Here is a 17,234-nt window from a genome sequence, read left to right on the forward strand (position 1 = left end):
CGTGATGGATTGATCGCGGCAGATGACGCTTTCGCTGGCAAGCCAGCTCCTACAGGTTGTGATCTTTCTTGCTTGAGGATGCTTGAACATGAGCCTGCACCTGATCATCGGCGACAAACTGCTTTCTTCCTGGTCCCTGCGCGGCGCCCTGGCGTTGGATCTTACCGGCGCGGCCTACACCGAAGAACTGATCAAACTGAACCAGCCGGACACCCGCGAGCGTCTGCTCAAGCATTCGCCAACTGGCAAGGTTCCGCTGCTGAAAACCGCACACGGCACCATCGCCGATTCCCTGGCGATTGCCGAATACCTGGCAGAACAGTTCCCGGACGCCGGCCTCTGGCCGAAAGACATCGGTGCCCGCGCCCAGGCGCGCTCGGCCTGTGCGCAGATGCACAGCGGGTTCTTCGCCATGCGCGGCAACATGCCGTTCAACTTGAGCCATGACGCGCCGTTGTCGCCTGTTCCGTCTGACGTGCAAGCCGACATCGAGCGCATGTCGGCGCTGTGGGCCGAATGCCGTGCCGTCGCGACTGAAAGCGGGCCTTACCTGTTTGGCCGGCTAACCCTGGCTGACGTGTTTTTTGCACCGATTGCCGTGCGCTTGCGCACCTATCAGGTGAAGTTGTCGGCCACCGATGAAGCCTACGTCGAGACTCTCTACCAATGGCCGGCGTTCAAGGCCTGGCAGAAGGCCGGACTGCAGGAGATGGAAAAGTGAAACGCGTGCATGTCGCCGCCGCCGTCATTCGCAATGACAGTGGCCAGATACTGATCGCCCGCCGTGCCGATTCCCAGCACCAGGGCGGCCTGTGGGAATTTCCCGGGGGCAAGGTCGAGGACGACGAGTCGGTCGAAGCCGCACTGGCCCGTGAACTCCATGAAGAGCTAGGCATCGGGGTGGGCGCGGCGCGCCCGCTGATTAAGGTTCGCCACGATTACCCGGATAAAGAAGTGCTGCTGGATGTCTGGGAAGTCTCGGCCTTTACCGGCGAGCCCCATGGTGCCGAAGGGCAACCGCTTGCTTGGGTGACACCGCGAGACCTGGTGAGCTATGAGTTCCCGGCGGCCAACCAGCCGATTGTCGCGGCGGCTCGATTGCCCTCTCAGTACCTGATCACCCCGGAAGACCTGGAAACCCCGGCATTGCTGCGCGGTATCCAGAAGGCCATTGCCGGCGGCATCAAGTTGATCCAGCTGCGTGCACCGAATGGTTACGATCCGAAATATCGCGACCTGGCCGTGGACGCGGTGGGGCTGTGCGCCGGCAAGGCCCAGTTGATGATCAAGGGGCCGTTCGAGTGGCTGGGCGACTTCCCGTCCGCCGGCTGGCACATCACGTCGGCCCAGCTGCGCAAATACGCAGCGGCGGGGCGACCGTTGCCTGCCTCGCGCTGGCTGGCGGCCTCGTGCCATAACGCTGAAGAGCTGGCGCTGGCTGAACAGATGGGCGTGGACTTCGTGACCCTGTCGCCGGTACAACCGACCCTGACCCACCCGGGCGCCGAGCCGTTGGGTTGGGAGCAGGCGTCGGGTTTGATCGACGGGTTCAGCAAGCCGGTGTTCCTGCTCGGTGGGGTTGGCCCGGCTGAGGTCGAGAAAGCCTGGGCCGCCGGGGCGCAGGGCGTGGCGGGGATTCGGGCGTTTTGGCCTGAGGCTTGATTGTGTGTTGAGGTGGATGGCCTCTTCGCTGGCAAGCCTGCTCCTACAGAGGATGTGCGGTGTTCACAGAACTGTAGGAGCTGGCTTGCCAGCGAAGGCGGCCTGACAGACGCCGACTAAACCTCAGGTTTCGCCGCTGGCTGCCAAAGAATTTCCGCCACGCCCTGGCGCTTGGCAATCAACCGCGCCGCCACAAACAACAAGTCCGACAACCGATTGATGTACGCCAGGCCAACCCCGGCCAACGGCTCAATCGCATTCAATTGCTGACACCGCCGCTCGGCGCTGCGCGCTAGACTACGGCAAACGTGGACTTGGGCAATCAGCATTGAGCCGCCGGGCAAGATGAAGTTTTCCAACGGTCCCAGCTCTTCATTCCATTGATCGATTGCCGCCTCCAGGCGTTCGATTTCCGCTTCGTTTAACGCCTGATACACCGGCATCGCCAGTTCACCGCCGAGGTCGAACAATCGATGCTGGCACGGCGCCAAGACCGCGATCACTTCCTGCAAGCTCGCAAAAGTGGTCGTTTCTGCTGCCAGCCCGGCCAGCAATACGCCTACTTGGCTATTGAGCGTATCGACTTCGCCGATGGCTTCGATTCGCGGGTGATCCTTGGGCACGCGACGGCCATCGCCCAGCCCGGTTTCGCCTTTGTCGCCAGTGCGGGTGTAAATCTTCGACAAACGAAAACCCATGATTACCTCGATAGCAGATTGAGTTCTTGCGCGACCGGTGGCGTGCTCGCCAGCGGCAGGCGCAGGGTGAAGCATGTGCCTTGGCCCAAGGTCGATTGCACTTCCATCTGGCCTTTGTGGTTATTGGTGATGATGAAGTACGACACAGACAGCCCAAGGCCCGTGCCCTGGCCGATTTCCTTGGTGGTGAAGAACGGCTCGAAGGTGCGTTTGCGCACGCTTTCGCTCATGCCGATGCCGTTGTCCTCGACCTGGATTTCTGCCCAAGGCGAATTGAGTTTGGTGCGCAGGATGATTCGCCCCGGCTCGCTGTCGTCTTCGCGCTGGTGGATGGCTTGCGCGGCGTTTTTCAACAGGTTGAGCAACACCTGTTCGAGTTCGTTAGCGGTGCCGGGGACGGGCCCGAGCGCCGGGTCGAACTGGCGAATGATAGCCTGGCCCTTGAAGTCGAAGCCGATGGCGAGGTCGAAATCGTTGCTAGCGATTTCCACGGCCTGATCGATCAGCGCGGGCAAATCGCACGGAGCCATCTGGCGGGTACTGCGACGACTGAAACTGAGCATGTGGGTGACGATTTTCGCCGCTCGTGCACCGGCTTGCTGGATGCCGTCGAGCAGCTGCGGCACTTCGCGAGATTGCAGGTAGTGGTTGACCGTCGCCAGTTCGATACCGGCTTGTTCGGCCACTTCCAGGTTCTTTGGCAACTCCGCCGAAAGGCGCCGGCGAATGTTTTGCACGTTGTGCAGGATCGCACCCAGCGGGTTGTTGATCTCGTGAGCCATGCCGGCGGCGAGGCCACCGACGGAGAGCATCTTCTCCGATTGCACCATCATCTCTTCCAGGGACAGGCGTTGGGTGATGTCGTCGATCCGGATCACCACGCCGCGCCCGGCACCGCCCATCAACGGATAGAACGTCAGGGCGTAGTGGCGCGGGTCGTCGTCCTTGAACCAGGTGACGCGTTCGATCTTGGCCACCGTATGCTGCTCGACCGTTTGCTTGAGTTGCGGCAAAAACGGCTTGAGCGGCTCGAAAGCAAGGAAGATCGGCTGGTTCAGCGCTTCATCGAGGCGCGTGCCGGACAAGGCGCTGGCCTCCTGATTCCATTGCGTCACGTAGAGCTGTTCGTCGAGGGCGATCAGCGCCGAAGGCATCGAGTCGATGATGCTGTTGAGGTAGTTCTGGAACCCGGTGAGTTTTTTCTCGATCTTGCTGCGCACCTGGACTTCGAGCTCCAACTTGCGGTTGGTGTGCCGGGTTTCTTCGGCCAAACCCTGGGCCTGATCGTAGGCTGCCTGGGAGTCGTCGCGAGCGCGTTTGAGCTGCTGCTCCCGGGCCTCGATCCGCGAGAGCATGGTGTTGAAGGCCTCGGCGAGGCTGCCGATTTCATCGTGATTGCCGCGCGATGCGCGCAGGGCGTAGTTTTCTTCGCGGGTTACCTGCCGCGACAGCTCTTCGAGTTCATGGATTGGCCGGGTAATCAGGCGCTTGATCTGGCGAGCAATGACCAGCCACAGCAGCACGCTGAAAATCAGGATTCCCAGGCTGGCCGTCAGGGTGCCGGTGTAGAACGCGACCGGCAACTCACTGGTTGCTACCAGCAATAGGTGCCCTGGGGCCGCGCCTGGGCGGGGCAGGGCAATGACCTGATTGCTGCGAAACTCGGTGGCTTGCCAATCTTCGATATGCCGAAAGCGCTTGGGCAGCTCCATTTTGTCGCCACGTTGCAACTGGGCCAGTTGCTCGCCTTTTCCGTCGTATAGCACGGCTGCGCGCAGCGGCGAGTAGCTGTTGAGTTCGTTGAGCAGGCGCTCGGCGCTTTGCGGGGACTCCAGCGCTTCGGAGGCCAGGGCCGGGTTTGACACCAGACGTCCGATGGTCTGCAAGGCCTGGGGCGCCATGCTTTCCTGGGAGATGTAGTAGGCGGCACTGATGAAGGTCAGGTTGGCGACCAGCATGACGGTGATCAACAGGACGAGCAGGGCGGCCAACAGTTTCTGGCCGACCGGCAGGTTTTCAAGACGCTGGCGCAATGGCATCAGGTTCATCGCTGAAAAGGAACAAGTGGGCAGCGTAGCCGCTGCTCAGTCGCTGGGCAATCCAAGGCTTTGCAGGCGAGCGATCAACCGCGCCTCGAGCTGATTGAGATGCGGTAGGTTCAGTTGATGGCGCGTGGCGACTTTGCAGGCGTAGCCGAGCAGGTAACTGATTTCGGTGCGCCGCTGGCTGGTGACGTCCTGATGCATCGACGAATAGTTGGCCGCGGTGGCGTGAATCACCCGTTCGACTTCCTGTTGCAGGTTCTCGGCCGCTGCCGGTTGGCCGCAGCGTTCCAGTAACTCCACGAGTTCGCCGCACAGGGTGGCGACCTCGCAGTGATGCTGTTGCAAGCCGCCGTTGCGGCAATCGTGGAGCACGGTCAATGGATTGATGGCGCAGTTGAGCGCCAGTTTGCGCCACAGCCTGGTCAGAATCTCTGTGCTCCATTCGTGGGGGATGCCGGCCGCGTTCAAGTCGTCGAGCCAGATCGGTGCCACCGGGTGGCTGGCATCGCCCAGCCAGGTGAAACCATGTCCGGCAAACACCACGCGCCAATCGCCATCGCGGAAGGCGCCTTCGGTGCTGGACGCATAAATGCAGCGTGCCTGTGGAACCTGCGTCGCCACGGCGTCCTGGCTGCCCAGGCCATTTTGCAGCAGGATCACTTCGGCGCCGGGAGCCAGGCGTGGAGCCACTCGGGCTACCGCGGTTTGTGCATCGTAGGCTTTGCAGGCCACCAGCAGGCGGTGGATCGGTGATGCACTGTCGGCTGTCTCTGCCAGCACGGGATAGCACTGCGCCTCGCCGTGTTCCACCAGGGTCAAGCCACCGGCCGATTCATAGGCCTGTAGCCTGGCGCTGTCCCGCAGGATTAGCCTGACCGACACACCCGCACGTGCCAGGCGGGTCGCCCATAATGTGCCGAGGCTGCCGGCACCCAGAACGTGCCAGGTGGTGGACATCAGTTTTTTGCTCTGTTTGAGGCGTGCATCGGCGGCTCACAGTGAATGATGGGAAAGACCCGTTATAATCAGCGCGGATTTTAACCGCAAGCCAGGCGTGCTCCATCGGTGCGCCTTTATATTTGGAGAGATTACATGCCGTCGTTCGACGTGGTATCCGAACTGGACAAACACGAAGTCACCAACGCGGTCGAAAACGCCGTCAAGGAACTCGATCGCCGTTATGACCTGAAAGGCAAAGGCAGCTTCGAGTTCAAGGAAAAAGACCTGACCGTCAACCTGACCGCTGAAGCGGACTTCCAGCTCGAAGCGATGATTGAGATCCTCAAGCTGGCCCTGGTCAAGCGCAAAATCGATGTGCAGTGCCTTGAAGTCAAGGACGCGTTCGCCTCGGGCAAGCTGATGAAGCAGGAAGCTGTTCTCAAGGAAGGCATCGACAAGGAGATGGCGAAGAAAATCGTTGCTCACGTCAAAGACGCGAAACTGAAGGTCCAGGCCGCCATCCAGGGCGAGCAAGTGCGCATCACCGGCAAGAAGCGTGATGACTTGCAAGAAGCCATTGCTGCGTTGCGGGCCAAGGAATTTGGCATGCCGCTGCAGTTCAACAACTTCCGCGACTGATCTTGTAAGCGGGAACCTCTCGGCGTTTTCGGCGTCGGAGGCCCAAGCAACGGCAGAAACGATTGAGCCCGGCGCGGTTCGATCTTTCTGCCGCTTTTTTTCAAGTGTGCCGCACAGCCGAAATACAGGAGCAAGCAGATGGACTTAAATGCTGAGGTAGACAGCCTGGTCAAGGTTTCCCAAACCTGGATCCCGATGATCATGGAATACGGCAGTCGTGTCCTGCTGGCGGTCATCACCCTGGCCATCGGATGGTGGCTGATTAACAAGGTCACGAAAAAACTCGGTGGCCTGATCGCCCTGCGTAACGCTGACCTGGCGCTGCAAGGCTTCATTAGTAGCCTGGCGAACATCATCCTCAAGATCTTGCTGATCGTCAGCGTGGCCTCGATGATTGGTGTGGAGACCACCTCGTTCGTGGCGGCAATCGGTGCGGCAGGTCTGGCCATTGGCCTGGCCTTGCAGGGCAGCCTGGCGAACTTCGCCGGAGGCGTGCTGATCTTGCTCTTTCGCCCGTTTCGCATTGGCGACTGGATCGAAGCCCAGGGCGTTGCCGGTACGGTCGACAGCATCCAGATTTTCCATACCGTACTGCGCACCGGCGATAACAAAACCATCATCGTGCCCAACGGTAATCTGTCGAACGGCATTATCACCAACACTAACCGTCAACCGACTCGCAAAGTCGTGTTCGATGTAGGCGTTGATTACGAGGCGGACTTGCAGAAGGCCCGTGAAGTGTTACTGGAACTGGCCAAGGATCCGCGCGTATTGGCTGACCCGGCGCCACAGGCCGTCATTTCGACATTGGGCGACAGTTCTATCACTGTTTCCCTGCGTGTGTGGGTGAAGACCGCGGATTATTGGGATGTGATGTTCATGTTCAATGAACAATCCCGTGATCGTCTGCGAGAGGCGGGCATCGATATTCCATTTCCGCAGCGGGTTATTCGTGTGGTTCAGGAATCTGCTGCGCAGTGATCGGGTTTAGTGCCTGACTTTAAAGTCAAGCACGAACAACAAAAGATTCATTGGTCATCGCTGTTCGAGAAGTAACGAAAAAGGCCCATCCGAAGATGGGCCTTTTTTTGATTACCGCAAACTAACGTTCTGTGATTACAGAATGTTGAGTGGGTAGTCGGTGATCAGGCGGAACTCAGAGATATCGCCTTCGCCTTCGTCAGCGTTGGCAGAGTGCCATGCTTGACGGATGCGGAACGACAGATCCTTGGCTGGGCCGGACTGGACCACGTATTTGGCTTCAACGTTGGTTTCGTGGTGGCTACCATCTTTACCGTACAGACCGGTGTAGGTGCTGTTCGATGGAGTGTGGGTGCCGTCGATGTTCCAACCGTCAACGTAACGAACCATGAAGCTCAGGCCAGGTACGCCGTACTCGGCCATTTTCAGGTCGTAGCGGGCTTGTACCGACTTCTCGCCAGGGGCGTTGAAGTCAGAGTACTGGATGGAGTTGGCCAGGAAGATCGAGTCGCCACCGCGGTTGTTTTTACCCACACCGATGTAGTCGAATGGGGTATCGCCGTTCACTTTCTGGAAGGCCAGGGTGAAGGTGTGAGCTTTCAGGAACGAGTAAGCAGCCGCCAGGGAGTAAGCGGTGTTGCTGATGTCGCCAGCTTTAGCGCTACCGGTATCCTGAGTGTTGTAGATGTTACCGTCGAAGTTAATCGAGTTGTCGCCACCCAGTGCCAGGGTGTAGTTGGCGTTGGCGTAGTACTGGTTCCAGACGTCTTCCAGTTTAGCGCCGTACAGCGAGAAGCTCAGGTCGTCGCTAACGCCATACTTGCCACCGAAGTAGTCGATGGAGTTGGCTTTCACGCCAGCGTAGGTTGCCCACAGGTCGCCGTCACGGGCGTTGCTGTCCTGGCTGGTCGCCGAAGTGAAGTGGCCGCCTTCGAGGTCAAGGTTGGTGACTTCGCTGCTCTGCAGCTGAATGCCGGTAGCCGTCTGGTGCAGGATGCGGGAACCGCCAACAGCGAACACTGGAGCAGTGCTTGGCTGCATGTCGCCGATTTTCAGCTCGGTTTTCGAGATGCGGAACTTGGCAGCAGCGCCGGCTTTGCCTTGGCTGTTGTTGACTTCGCCATCATTGCCGACAGTCATGTTGCCCGAACCGGAATACTTGTCGGAACCGTCCAGCTTAATGGCCAGTTGGCCCCAAGCTTCAACGCCAACACCGATCAGGCCTTGGGTGTAGCCAGAGCTGAATACGCCCTGAATGCCCTGGGTCCAGTCTTTGTCGTCGACGCCGCCGTTTTCCTTGTTGCGGTTGTAGTAGTAGTTGCGAACCAACAAGTCCAGCTTGCTGTCATCAACAAAACCTTTGGCTTCTGCCTGGTCGCTTACGAAAGGTGCGGCTACTGCCAACTGAGTACTGGCTGCTGCTGCAACTGCCAGTGCGATCATGCTCCACTTCATCACGCGCATCGTGATTTGCTCCTTTGGTTTTAGAAGAGTACTGCCGTCCCACCTGATTTATTATCTGGGCGGCTCTTTCTTTTTGTGTCGGCGCAAACTTATATCACGCCGACAATGTTGGCGATACTTGCGTATCTAACCTTTCGCCTTCTTTACGACCCTGTCGCAAACAGCGTGGTAGATGTCGCAAATTTCCAGCTCCGACGCAACCGGGCTGACAACTTAAATGCTGTTTTCTGAGCTTTGGCGCCGGTTAAAAGAGTCCTGGTGAAACGTTTGAATCTCCATTGGGCTACCTTGCCACTGTATTTTTCTGCCTGGGGGACGCCGCTTCCGGCGGGTGTCACTCAGGCGATGTTGGGTACCAATGCAACAAGCGTGCACAAATGCAGGTTTTGTTGCAGAATTTTTCCAATTGATAGCTGTTCGCTGTAAAAACCTCATAAAACCGGGGGTTTCAAGCGCGTTTAGTTTGGGCTTGACGCCTTGCTTGGCATCATGTTGCACCCTTCTGACCGACTGCATGACACCCAGATTTGTTACCGGTTCACCCCGCCAGTGGGTAATTGGCGGATGTCGAAGCGTTCAGCGTAGACGCACTGTGCGGTTTTGGTGCAAAAATTTTTTTGCAGTGGACTGAATTCATACAGTTTGGCCGTCTGCCTGAAACGAACTCCTCGTTGTGAATCAGTCATTTCGGCGTATTTTTCCGAATTCTCGGTTCTGTAATGGTGCGGCGTGGCGAAAAGTGTCTCATCCGGGGGCGCGTCGTCGGCCAGTCGCTGGTGCTCGAGACCTCTGCGCAAGGTTCGTCGTGAAGCATGCGCCGTTCGCAGGTATGCTGCCGTCCGGTCGCTTGGTGCACTGCCCTTCAGGGATGGCGCTAAGCTGAAAATGATGATCCGGCGGGAGTGCGCGCAGTGTTCGCTTTAGATACACGACTTCAACAAGACACGTTACCGATCGGGGACTTCCCGCTCTGCCGGTTGCTGCTGTCCAATGATTCGAACTATCCCTGGTTCATCCTGGTACCTCGTCGCGAGGCTATCAGCGAGATATTTCAGTTGGATGTCGCCGACCAGCAGTTGCTCTGGCAGGAAACCACGACACTGTCGCAGGTGCTCAAGGACGCGTTCGATGCGGACAAGTTGAATGTGGCGGCGTTGGGAAATGTGGTCAGTCAGTTGCACATGCACGTCATCGTGCGTAAGCGTGACGATGTTGCCTGGCCCGCGCCTGTCTGGGGGAAGCATTCGGCAATCCCCTATAATCCACAGCAGATCGCCGCCATTCGTGAGCGTTTGCGACTCATATTGACTGATGACTTTACGTTTCTGGAGGGCTGAGCCATGAGCCTGGAAGAGCGCGTTACCGAACTGGAAAGTCGTCTGGCGTTTCAGGATGACACCATCCAGGCATTGAACGATGTACTGGTGGCGCAACAGCGGGTAGTCGAGCGCCTGCAGTTGCAAATGGCTGCGCTGCTCAAGCGGCAAGAGGAAATGGTCGGCCAGTTCGAGTCATTCGAGGAGGACGCGCCACCGCCGCACTATTAAGTAAGCAAGCTGCAGGCATGAAAAAACCGCGTACAGCCTGGCTGTGCGCGGTTTTTTTGTGCCAGGGATCAGCGCCGTGGCAGGGCGGCGATCACGTCTTCGGCTTGTAGACCCTTGTCACGGTTCATGACCGAGAACTCCACGCGCTGGCCTTCGACGAGGACGCGGTGGCCTTCACCGCGAATGGCCCGAAAGTGAACGAAGATATCGTCACCGGAATCGCGGGAAATAAAGCCGAAGCCTTTGGAGGTGTTGAACCACTTGACGGTGCCGGTATCGCGGTTGCTCATGTCATAGCTTGGCGAGGCGGCGGCCGGGGACGACTTGTAGAAGCTGATGGCCAGGTGCAGGGCTACAGCGATAAAGGCTGCAAGCAGGCTGAATAGCACGGCAGGCTGGCCGGCAATAAACGGCATCTCGGCGAGCAGGGTCACGGTTTGCAGGACTACAGCCAGCACCAGCAGGGCGCTGACCAGGTTTTGCAGTTGATGGCGCGGACCTTTGTTCCAGTAAGGGATGACCGGTGCAAGGGTAAGGTTGAGCAGGCCGAAAAAGGCCAGGTACAGCGCGTTGGGTTGTTGCAGGTAAGGTAAGGCCTCGGACCGCAGGCCAGGGATGAAGGACAGCAGCAAGGCGGCTGCGCCTATCAACAGATGGACGATTTTCAACATTTTGATTAACTCACGTTAAGACAGCTCACAAGGAAGAGCTGATGGCGCACGGTTCGCTTCAAAACAATAAGAGGCGGTGGACACGTACCCGGTATCAGCCTATGCGCCGTGCCCGAAAAAAGAGGCACTGACGACACGCTGCCTATTTAACAGCAAAGCCGCAGGCTACTCAAATCAGGGCGTCCGGCGGCTCTTTTGCGGTGTTTTGCCGCAGGTTGTCCGAAGTTCCGGGGCTGCGAGGCGATCGCAGGCTTGCTAGAGTGATCGGGCAGCTGTTGGATGAAATTCATTACCGTTCACTACCCAGCGCATGCAGAAGTGCATGAAAAAAACCGCCTGGATGCTCCGCGCTCTGCTGGATCAGTAACGTTTATTGGCGCGAACAGCGCCTTCGTGGGTTGTTCGCGCTGTTCGTCCTACACAGTTTCTTACTGTGCTTCTGAAAGGTTTATCACTTCACTCTGTGGGAAATTGTCCGGAGTAGGACGATCTCCAGGATCTGCCAGCAGTTGTTGGCTTATCCTACGTCCAAGGTCATAAAGTCATCTGGCTATACCGTTGCTCCTGCGTTTTTATAAGTCGACGGAACAATTGTGCTTAAAGAAACCAGGATGGCAAAGGAGTGTCAGCGTTATGGTTTATGACAGGCAAGAAGAAGGGCGTTACGGCTCACACAAGGATGTCAGGATTGATCCCTTCGTTCGCGAGTTCGATATGGGATTGGCACAACCCTTGTCCCGCTCCGTGCGATTGAATGGCTTCGCCACCTGTTTGCGGCTTGAACAGGTGTACTGGGATATTTTGGGCGAAATGGCCCGGGTCAATAGTTGTTCGGTCAGCAGCCTGTTGTCCCATGTGGATCGCGAAGTTCATCTGCGTCACGGGGGCGTAAGGAATTTCAGCGGATTGGTGCGGGTTGTCTGTGTCGTGCACAGTCTCAAGGAGGGAGGTTGTCTCGCCACTGTCTAGCGGGGCAGCGAAAACAGCAGAGTGTCGGTCTGTGCAGTCTTACGGCTGCACAGGCTGCGTTTAATGGATATAATCCCGCTCTTTGCCGCAAAACCCCGCGTGCGCGGTAGCAATCTGATCGCCGAGACAACCTCCATGCCGATGTACGATTATCAATGTGCTTCCTGTGGTCATCAGTTGGAAGCCATTCAAAAGATCAGCGATGCACCGCTGGTCGACTGCCCTACCTGCCAGGCGCCAGAGCTTAAGAAGTTGCTGTCCATGCCGGGCTTCCGCCTCAGCGGCTCCGGTTGGTACGAAACCGATTTCAAGACCGGTGCCAAGAAGAACCTGGCCGGCGGCGACAAAGCTGACTAAACGCGCGAGCTCTTGCATCATCCGCAGCGGATGAGCCCAAGGCCTCCAACCGAATTTCGAATTACGAGAAGTGAAACCACGACCATGATGCGCAGCCATTATTGCGGCCAACTGAACGAAAGCCTGGACGGCCAGGAAATTACCCTTTGCGGATGGGTCCACCGTCGCCGTGACCACGGTGGAGTGATTTTCCTCGATATCCGTGATCGTGATGGTCTGGCCCAGGTCGTGTTCGATCCGGACCGCGCTGAAACCTTCGCTGCCGCCGACCGTGTGCGCAGTGAGTACGTCGTGAAGATCACCGGCAAGGTTCGGCTGCGTCCAGCCGGTGCGACCAACGCCAACATGGCGTCGGGCATGATCGAAGTCCTGGGCTATGAACTCGAAGTGCTGAACGAGTCGGAAACCCCGCCGTTCCCGCTGAACGAGTTCTCCGATGTCGGCGAAGAAACCCGTCTGCGCTATCGCTTCCTGGACCTGCGTCGCCCGGAAATGGCCGAGAAGCTGCGCCTGCGTTCGCGCATGACCACCAGCATCCGTCGCTTCCTGGACGAGAACGGCTTCCTCGACGTCGAGACGCCGATCCTGACCCGCGCCACCCCGGAAGGCGCGCGCGACTACCTGGTGCCGAGCCGTACTCACGCCGGTTCTTTCTTCGCCCTGCCGCAATCGCCACAGCTGTTCAAGCAGTTGCTGATGGTGGCCGGCTTCGACCGTTACTACCAGATCGCCAAGTGCTTCCGCGACGAAGACCTGCGTGCCGACCGTCAGCCGGAATTCACCCAGATCGACATCGAGACCAGCTTCCTCGATGAAAAAGAGATCATGGGCCTGACCGAGCAAATGATCCGCAACCTGTTCAAGGAAGTGCTGGGCCTGGAGTTCGGCGAGTTCCCGCACATGACTTTCGAAGAAGCCATGCGCCGCTACGGTTCCGACAAGCCAGACCTGCGTAACCCGCTGGAACTGGTTGACGTTGCCGATCAGCTCAAGGACGTCGACTTCAAGGTGTTCAGCGGCCCGGCCAACGACCCGAAATGCCGCATTGCCGCCTTGCGCGTTCCTGCCGGGGCGAGCATGCCGCGCAAGCAGATCGACGACTACACCAAGTTTGTCGGCATCTACGGTGCCAAGGGCCTGGCGTACATCAAGGTCAACGAGCGCGCCAAAGGCGTCGAAGGCCTGCAATCGCCAATCGTGAAGAACATTCCCGAAGACAAGCTCAACGTGATCCTCGATCGCGTGGGTGCAGTCGACGGCGATATCGTGTTCTTCGGCGCCGACAAAGCGAAGATCGTCAGCGAAGCCCTGGGCGCACTGCGGATCAAGCTGGGCCACGACCTGGACCTGCTGACCTGCAAGTGGGCGCCAATGTGGGTCGTCGACTTCCCGATGTTCGAAGAAAACGACGACGGCAGCTTCAGTGCCTTGCACCACCCGTTCACCGCGCCGAAGTGCACCCCGGCAGAGCTGGAAGCCAACCCGGCTGGCGCCCTGTCCCGTGCCTACGACATGGTGTTGAACGGTACCGAGCTGGGTGGCGGTTCGATCCGTATCCACCGCAAAGAGATGCAACAGTCGGTGTTCCGTCTGCTGGGCATCAACGAAGCTGAACAGGAAGAGAAATTCGGCTTCCTGCTCGACGCCCTGAAGTACGGCGCGCCGCCGCACGGTGGCCTGGCCTTCGGCCTGGACCGTCTGGTGATGCTGATGACCGGCGCCCAGTCGATCCGTGAAGTGATCGCCTTCCCGAAAACCCAGAGCGCGGCAGACGTCATGACCCAGGCACCGGGCCAGGTAGATGCCAAGGCATTGCGCGAACTGCACATTCGTCTGCGCGAAACGCCGAAGGCTGAGTAAGGTTGACCTGAAGGCGCATCTTCGGATGCGCCTTTTTTCTATCTGCAAGGATCGAAAAAGCAGGTCAGGATTTGTATTTGCCGGCTGGCGCGTCATGGCGTGGCGGGCAATGTTTCAAAGAGAATTCGGAGCGAGTTATGGCGGGTCATTCCAAGTGGGCGAACATCAAGCACCGCAAAGAACGTCAGGATGCCAAGAAAGGCAAGATCTTCACCAAGTGGATTCGTGAGCTGACCGTTGCTGCCCGCCAGGGTGGCGGCGACCCGGGCTCTAACCCGCGTCTGCGACTGGCGCTGGACAAGGCCCTTGGCGCGAACATGAGCCGCGACATCATTGATCGCGCGGTTGCCCGTGGTGCCGGCGCTGCCGACACCGACGACATGGTCGAACTGAGCTATGAAGGCTACGGTCCCGGTGGCGTGGCGGTGATGGTCGAGTGCATGACCGACAACCGCAACCGTACCGCCGCCGCGGTTCGTCACGCGTTCAGCAAGTGCGGTGGCAACCTGGGGACCGACGGTTCGGTGGCTTACCTGTTCGAACGCAAGGGGCAGATTTCCTTTGCCGCTGGCGTCGACGAAGATGCGCTGATGGAAGCGGCCATGGAGGCTGATGCCGATGACGTGGTGACCAACGAAGACGGCTCTATCGACGTGTTTACCTCGTTTGCCAGTTTCTACGCCGTGCGTAACGCGCTGGAAGCGGCGGGCTTCAAGGGCGATGACGCGGAAATCGTCATGTTGCCGACCACCAGCGCCGAGCTGGACCTGGAAGGCGCCGAAAAGGTTCTCAAGTTGATCGACATGCTTGAAGACCTGGACGACGTGCAAAACGTCTATTCCAACGCAGAAATCCCTGAGTCGGTCGCCCAACAACTAGGCTGATCGCCACCGCCATTGTAGGAGCTGACTTGCCAGCGAAGGCAGCCTCAAGACTTGCACAAGTTCAAAGGCCTCTTCGCTGGCAAGCCAGCTCCTACAGTTCCCTCGGACATTCGCATCAGCTTTGCAGGCGTTATGACTTTAATTCTTGGTATCGACCCCGGTTCGCGCATCACCGGTTACGGCGTGGTTCGCGATACCGGTCGTGGCTGTGAGTACGTGGCCTCCGGTTGTATCCGCACCGGTGCCGGCGAACTGCATGAGCGCCTGCAGATTGTGTATCGCGGGGTACGGGAGATCATTCAGACGTACCGTCCGGTGACCATGGGCATCGAAAAGGTGTTCATGGCCCGCAACGCCGACTCCGCGCTGAAGCTGGGGCAGGCCCGCGGCGCGGCCATCGTTGCGGGCGCCGAGGAAAGTCTGGAAATCGCCGAATACACGGCGACCCAGGTCAAGCAGGCGGTCGTCGGTACCGGCGCGGCCAATAAGGAGCAGGTGCAGATGATGGTCATGCACATGCTCAAGCTGACCAGCAAACCGCAGATCGATGCCTCGGACGCCCTGGCCATTGCCATTTGCCACGCCCATACCCGTTCCAGCCTGCTGCCCCACGGCCTGGGTACTGCACGCAGTCGTGGCGGGCGCCTGCGTCTCTGATAGCATCAGCAATCATTTTCATGGGGTGAGGGCGTTCCGCCTGGGTTGTCGGCGGTGTTCCCTCGCTCTATCAGTCGCTGGCCCAGAGCTGGCCAACGCTCAAGGATTTGTAACGTGATTGGACGTTTGCGCGGCACCCTGGCTGAGAAGCAGCCTCCGCATCTGATTCTGGATGTAAACGGCCTGGGCTATGAACTCGAAGTGCCCATGACCACCCTTTACCGTTTGCCGTCGGTCGGTGAACCGCTCACCTTGCACACCCATTTGGTCGTGCGCGAAGACGCGCAGTTACTCTATGGTTTTGTCGGCAAGCGCGAGCGCGACTTTTTTCGCGAGTTGATCCGCCTCAATGGCGTCGGGCCGAAACTGGCCCTGGCCTTGATGTCCAGCCTGGAAGTCGACGAACTGGTGCGTTGCGTGCAATCGCAGGACACTTCGGCGCTGACCAAAGTCCCGGGCGTGGGCAAGAAAACCGCCGAGCGCTTACTGGTGGAACTCAAGGATCGCTTCAAGGCCTGGGAAACCTCGCCGGCCATGTTTGCCCTGGTGCCGAATCAGCCGGACGGCCCGGCACCGGTCAACACGGCCGAGAATGACGCGGTCAGCGCGCTGATTTCCCTGGGCTACAAGCCGCAGGAAGCCAGCAAGGCGGTTTCTGCGATCAAGGATAAAGGTTTGAGCAGTGAAGACATGATCCGCCGCGCCTTGAAGGGAATGATCTAAGTGATTGAAGCTGATCGTCTGATTGCTGCCACGCACAGTCCGCGTGAGCGCGAAGAAGTCCAGGACCGGGCGATTCGTCCGGTCAGCCTGGCCGAATACATCGGCCAGCCGACCGTCCGCGAGCAGATGGAGTTGTTCATTCAGGCCGCTCGTGGACGAAACGAATCCCTGGACCACACGCTGATCTTCGGGCCACCAGGCCTGGGCAAGACCACGCTGGCCAACATCATCGCCCAGGAAATGGGTGTATCGATCAAGAGCACCTCGGGGCCGGTGCTGGAACGCCCGGGCGACCTGGCGGCGCTGTTGACCAACCTTGAGCCCCACGACGTGCTGTTCATCGATGAAATCCATCGGCTGTCGCCCATCGTCGAGGAAGTGCTGTACCCGGCCATGGAAGACTTCCAGCTCGACATCATGATCGGCGAGGGCCCGGCCGCGCGTTCGATCAAGCTGGACCTGCCGCCGTTCACCCTGGTGGGCGCGACAACGCGGGCGGGCATGCTGACCAACCCGTTGCGCGACCGTTTCGGCATCGTCCAGCGCCTAGAGTTCTACAGCACCGCCGACCTGTCGACGATTGTCAGTCGCTCGGCCAGCATCCTCGGTTTGCCGCTGGACCCGGAAGGTGCCTTCGAAATCGCCCGTCGTGCCCGTGGCACGCCGCGAATCGCCAACCGCCTGCTGCGCCGGGTGCGTGACTTTGCTGAAGTCCGCGCCAAAGGCCATATCACCAAGCCGATTGCCGACCTGGCGCTGAACCTGCTGGACGTCGATGAGCGTGGCTTCGATCATCAGGACCGCCGTCTGCTGCTGACCATGATCGAGAAGTTCGATGGCGGGCCAGTCGGGGTCGACAGTCTGGCGGCCGCCATCAGTGAAGAACGTCACACGATTGAAGACGTGCTGGAACCTTATCTGATCCAGCAGGGCTACATCATGCGCACGCCGCGGGGGCGGGTGGTGACGCGGCATGCCTACCTGCATTTCGGTTTAAACATTCCGTCACGATTGGGCGAAATGCCTGTGGCAGACGAGTTGCTCGATGCTGGTGACGATTAATTAACATTGCGTGCAGATTTTTTCGGGCAATGTAGGGTCCCAGCACCGTACTTTCACCTGAAAGCCGCAGATCAAT

The 17,234-nt window shown here is 58.9% G+C and carries 18 protein-coding genes; 13 read left to right on the forward strand and 5 right to left on the reverse strand.

Translation table 11 applies throughout. The annotated features are described in order from the left end of the window. The first annotated feature begins 88 nt into the window (after window positions 1-88). Window positions 89-721 (forward strand): glutathione S-transferase family protein, encoded by a 633-nt coding sequence (locus J1D76_RS17265; RefSeq protein ID WP_421139455.1) that lies wholly within the window; start codon window positions 89-91, stop codon window positions 719-721. Further along, on the forward strand, window positions 718-1,662 hold the full coding sequence (locus J1D76_RS17270; RefSeq protein ID WP_421139456.1) for a Nudix family hydrolase: 945 nt from the start codon (window positions 718-720) through the stop codon (window positions 1,660-1,662). Before J1D76_RS17265 ends, J1D76_RS17270 begins: the two co-directional genes overlap by 4 nt. A gap of 116 nt (window positions 1,663-1,778) precedes the next feature. Here the strand turns inward: J1D76_RS17270 and J1D76_RS17275 are convergent, their stop codons facing one another. From J1D76_RS17275 to J1D76_RS17285, 3 genes are read right to left on the reverse strand one after another with little or no spacing between them, the layout of a single operon-like run. Next, complete coding sequence (locus tag J1D76_RS17275) at window positions 1,779-2,360, reverse strand: cob(I)yrinic acid a,c-diamide adenosyltransferase (protein ID WP_421139457.1); 582 nt, start codon at window positions 2,358-2,360, stop codon at window positions 1,779-1,781. A 2-nt stretch (window positions 2,361-2,362) separates the two neighbouring features. After that, on the reverse strand, window positions 2,363-4,399 hold the full coding sequence (locus J1D76_RS17280) for an ATP-binding protein (RefSeq protein ID WP_421139458.1): 2,037 nt from the start codon (window positions 4,397-4,399) through the stop codon (window positions 2,363-2,365). Window positions 4,400-4,444: 45 nt separating this feature from the next. Continuing rightward, window positions 4,445-5,362: a putative 2-dehydropantoate 2-reductase gene (locus tag J1D76_RS17285; protein ID WP_421139459.1), complete on the reverse strand. Its 918-nt coding sequence runs from the start codon at window positions 5,360-5,362 to the stop codon at window positions 4,445-4,447. A 135-nt stretch (window positions 5,363-5,497) separates the two neighbouring features. Between J1D76_RS17285 and J1D76_RS17290 the strand changes: the two genes are divergently transcribed. Together J1D76_RS17290 and J1D76_RS17295 are read left to right on the forward strand one after the other, a co-directional pair. Further along, window positions 5,498-5,983 carry a YajQ family cyclic di-GMP-binding protein gene (locus J1D76_RS17290; RefSeq protein ID WP_060539637.1) on the forward strand — a complete coding sequence of 162 codons (486 nt, stop codon included), beginning with the start codon at window positions 5,498-5,500 and terminating at the stop codon, window positions 5,981-5,983. 138 nt (window positions 5,984-6,121) lie between these two features. Then, complete coding sequence (locus tag J1D76_RS17295) at window positions 6,122-6,964, forward strand: mechanosensitive ion channel family protein (RefSeq protein WP_421139461.1); 843 nt, start codon at window positions 6,122-6,124, stop codon at window positions 6,962-6,964. A gap of 135 nt (window positions 6,965-7,099) precedes the next feature. On the opposite strand, the gene J1D76_RS17300 is transcribed toward J1D76_RS17295, so the two are convergent. Further along, window positions 7,100-8,428: an OprD family porin gene (locus J1D76_RS17300; RefSeq protein WP_421139462.1), complete on the reverse strand. Its 1,329-nt coding sequence runs from the start codon at window positions 8,426-8,428 to the stop codon at window positions 7,100-7,102. A gap of 911 nt (window positions 8,429-9,339) precedes the next feature. On the opposite strand from J1D76_RS17300, the gene J1D76_RS17305 reads away from it, so the two are divergent. Continuing rightward, on the forward strand, window positions 9,340-9,765 hold the full coding sequence (locus J1D76_RS17305) for an HIT domain-containing protein (RefSeq protein WP_421139463.1): 426 nt from the start codon (window positions 9,340-9,342) through the stop codon (window positions 9,763-9,765). 3 nt (window positions 9,766-9,768) lie between these two features. Further along, on the forward strand, window positions 9,769-9,975 hold the full coding sequence (locus J1D76_RS17310) for a SlyX family protein (RefSeq protein WP_414875089.1): 207 nt from the start codon (window positions 9,769-9,771) through the stop codon (window positions 9,973-9,975). A gap of 68 nt (window positions 9,976-10,043) precedes the next feature. On the opposite strand, the gene J1D76_RS17315 is transcribed toward J1D76_RS17310, so the two are convergent. After that, window positions 10,044-10,646 carry a cold shock domain-containing protein membrane protein gene (locus tag J1D76_RS17315; protein ID WP_421139465.1) on the reverse strand — a complete coding sequence of 201 codons (603 nt, stop codon included), beginning with the start codon at window positions 10,644-10,646 and terminating at the stop codon, window positions 10,044-10,046. Window positions 10,647-11,279: 633 nt separating this feature from the next. On the opposite strand from J1D76_RS17315, the gene J1D76_RS17320 reads away from it, so the two are divergent. The 7 genes from J1D76_RS17320 to ruvB all read left to right on the forward strand — a co-directional run bounded on the left by J1D76_RS17320 (window position 11,280) and on the right by ruvB (window position 17,158). Then, window positions 11,280-11,615, forward strand: a complete 336-nt coding sequence (locus J1D76_RS17320; protein ID WP_421139467.1) for a ribbon-helix-helix domain-containing protein — start codon at window positions 11,280-11,282, stop codon at window positions 11,613-11,615. Between the two features lie 135 nt (window positions 11,616-11,750). Beyond that, window positions 11,751-11,972 carry an FmdB family zinc ribbon protein gene (locus tag J1D76_RS17325; protein ID WP_421139487.1) on the forward strand — a complete coding sequence of 74 codons (222 nt, stop codon included), beginning with the start codon at window positions 11,751-11,753 and terminating at the stop codon, window positions 11,970-11,972. Between the two features lie 84 nt (window positions 11,973-12,056). Continuing rightward, entirely contained in the window at window positions 12,057-13,832 is a 1,776-nt protein-coding gene (gene aspS / locus J1D76_RS17330; RefSeq protein ID WP_421139468.1) for an aspartate--tRNA ligase, read from the forward strand. Window positions 13,833-13,969: 137 nt separating this feature from the next. After that, window positions 13,970-14,716 (forward strand): YebC/PmpR family DNA-binding transcriptional regulator, encoded by a 747-nt coding sequence (locus tag J1D76_RS17335; RefSeq protein ID WP_421139469.1) that lies wholly within the window; start codon window positions 13,970-13,972, stop codon window positions 14,714-14,716. Window positions 14,717-14,848: 132 nt separating this feature from the next. Continuing rightward, window positions 14,849-15,373 (forward strand): crossover junction endodeoxyribonuclease RuvC, encoded by a 525-nt coding sequence (gene ruvC, locus J1D76_RS17340; RefSeq protein ID WP_095193171.1) that lies wholly within the window; start codon window positions 14,849-14,851, stop codon window positions 15,371-15,373. Window positions 15,374-15,487: 114 nt separating this feature from the next. Further along, complete coding sequence (ruvA, locus tag J1D76_RS17345; protein WP_421139470.1) at window positions 15,488-16,096, forward strand: Holliday junction branch migration protein RuvA; 609 nt, start codon at window positions 15,488-15,490, stop codon at window positions 16,094-16,096. Beyond that, a complete protein-coding gene (gene ruvB / locus J1D76_RS17350; protein ID WP_421139471.1) occupies window positions 16,097-17,158 on the forward strand; it encodes a Holliday junction branch migration DNA helicase RuvB in 1,062 nt (353 codons plus the stop codon). Window positions 17,159-17,234: the final 76 nt, after the last annotated feature.

It is taken from the genome of Pseudomonas sp. NFX15, from assembly GCF_049132105.1.
Classification (GTDB): domain Bacteria; phylum Pseudomonadota; class Gammaproteobacteria; order Pseudomonadales; family Pseudomonadaceae; genus Aquipseudomonas.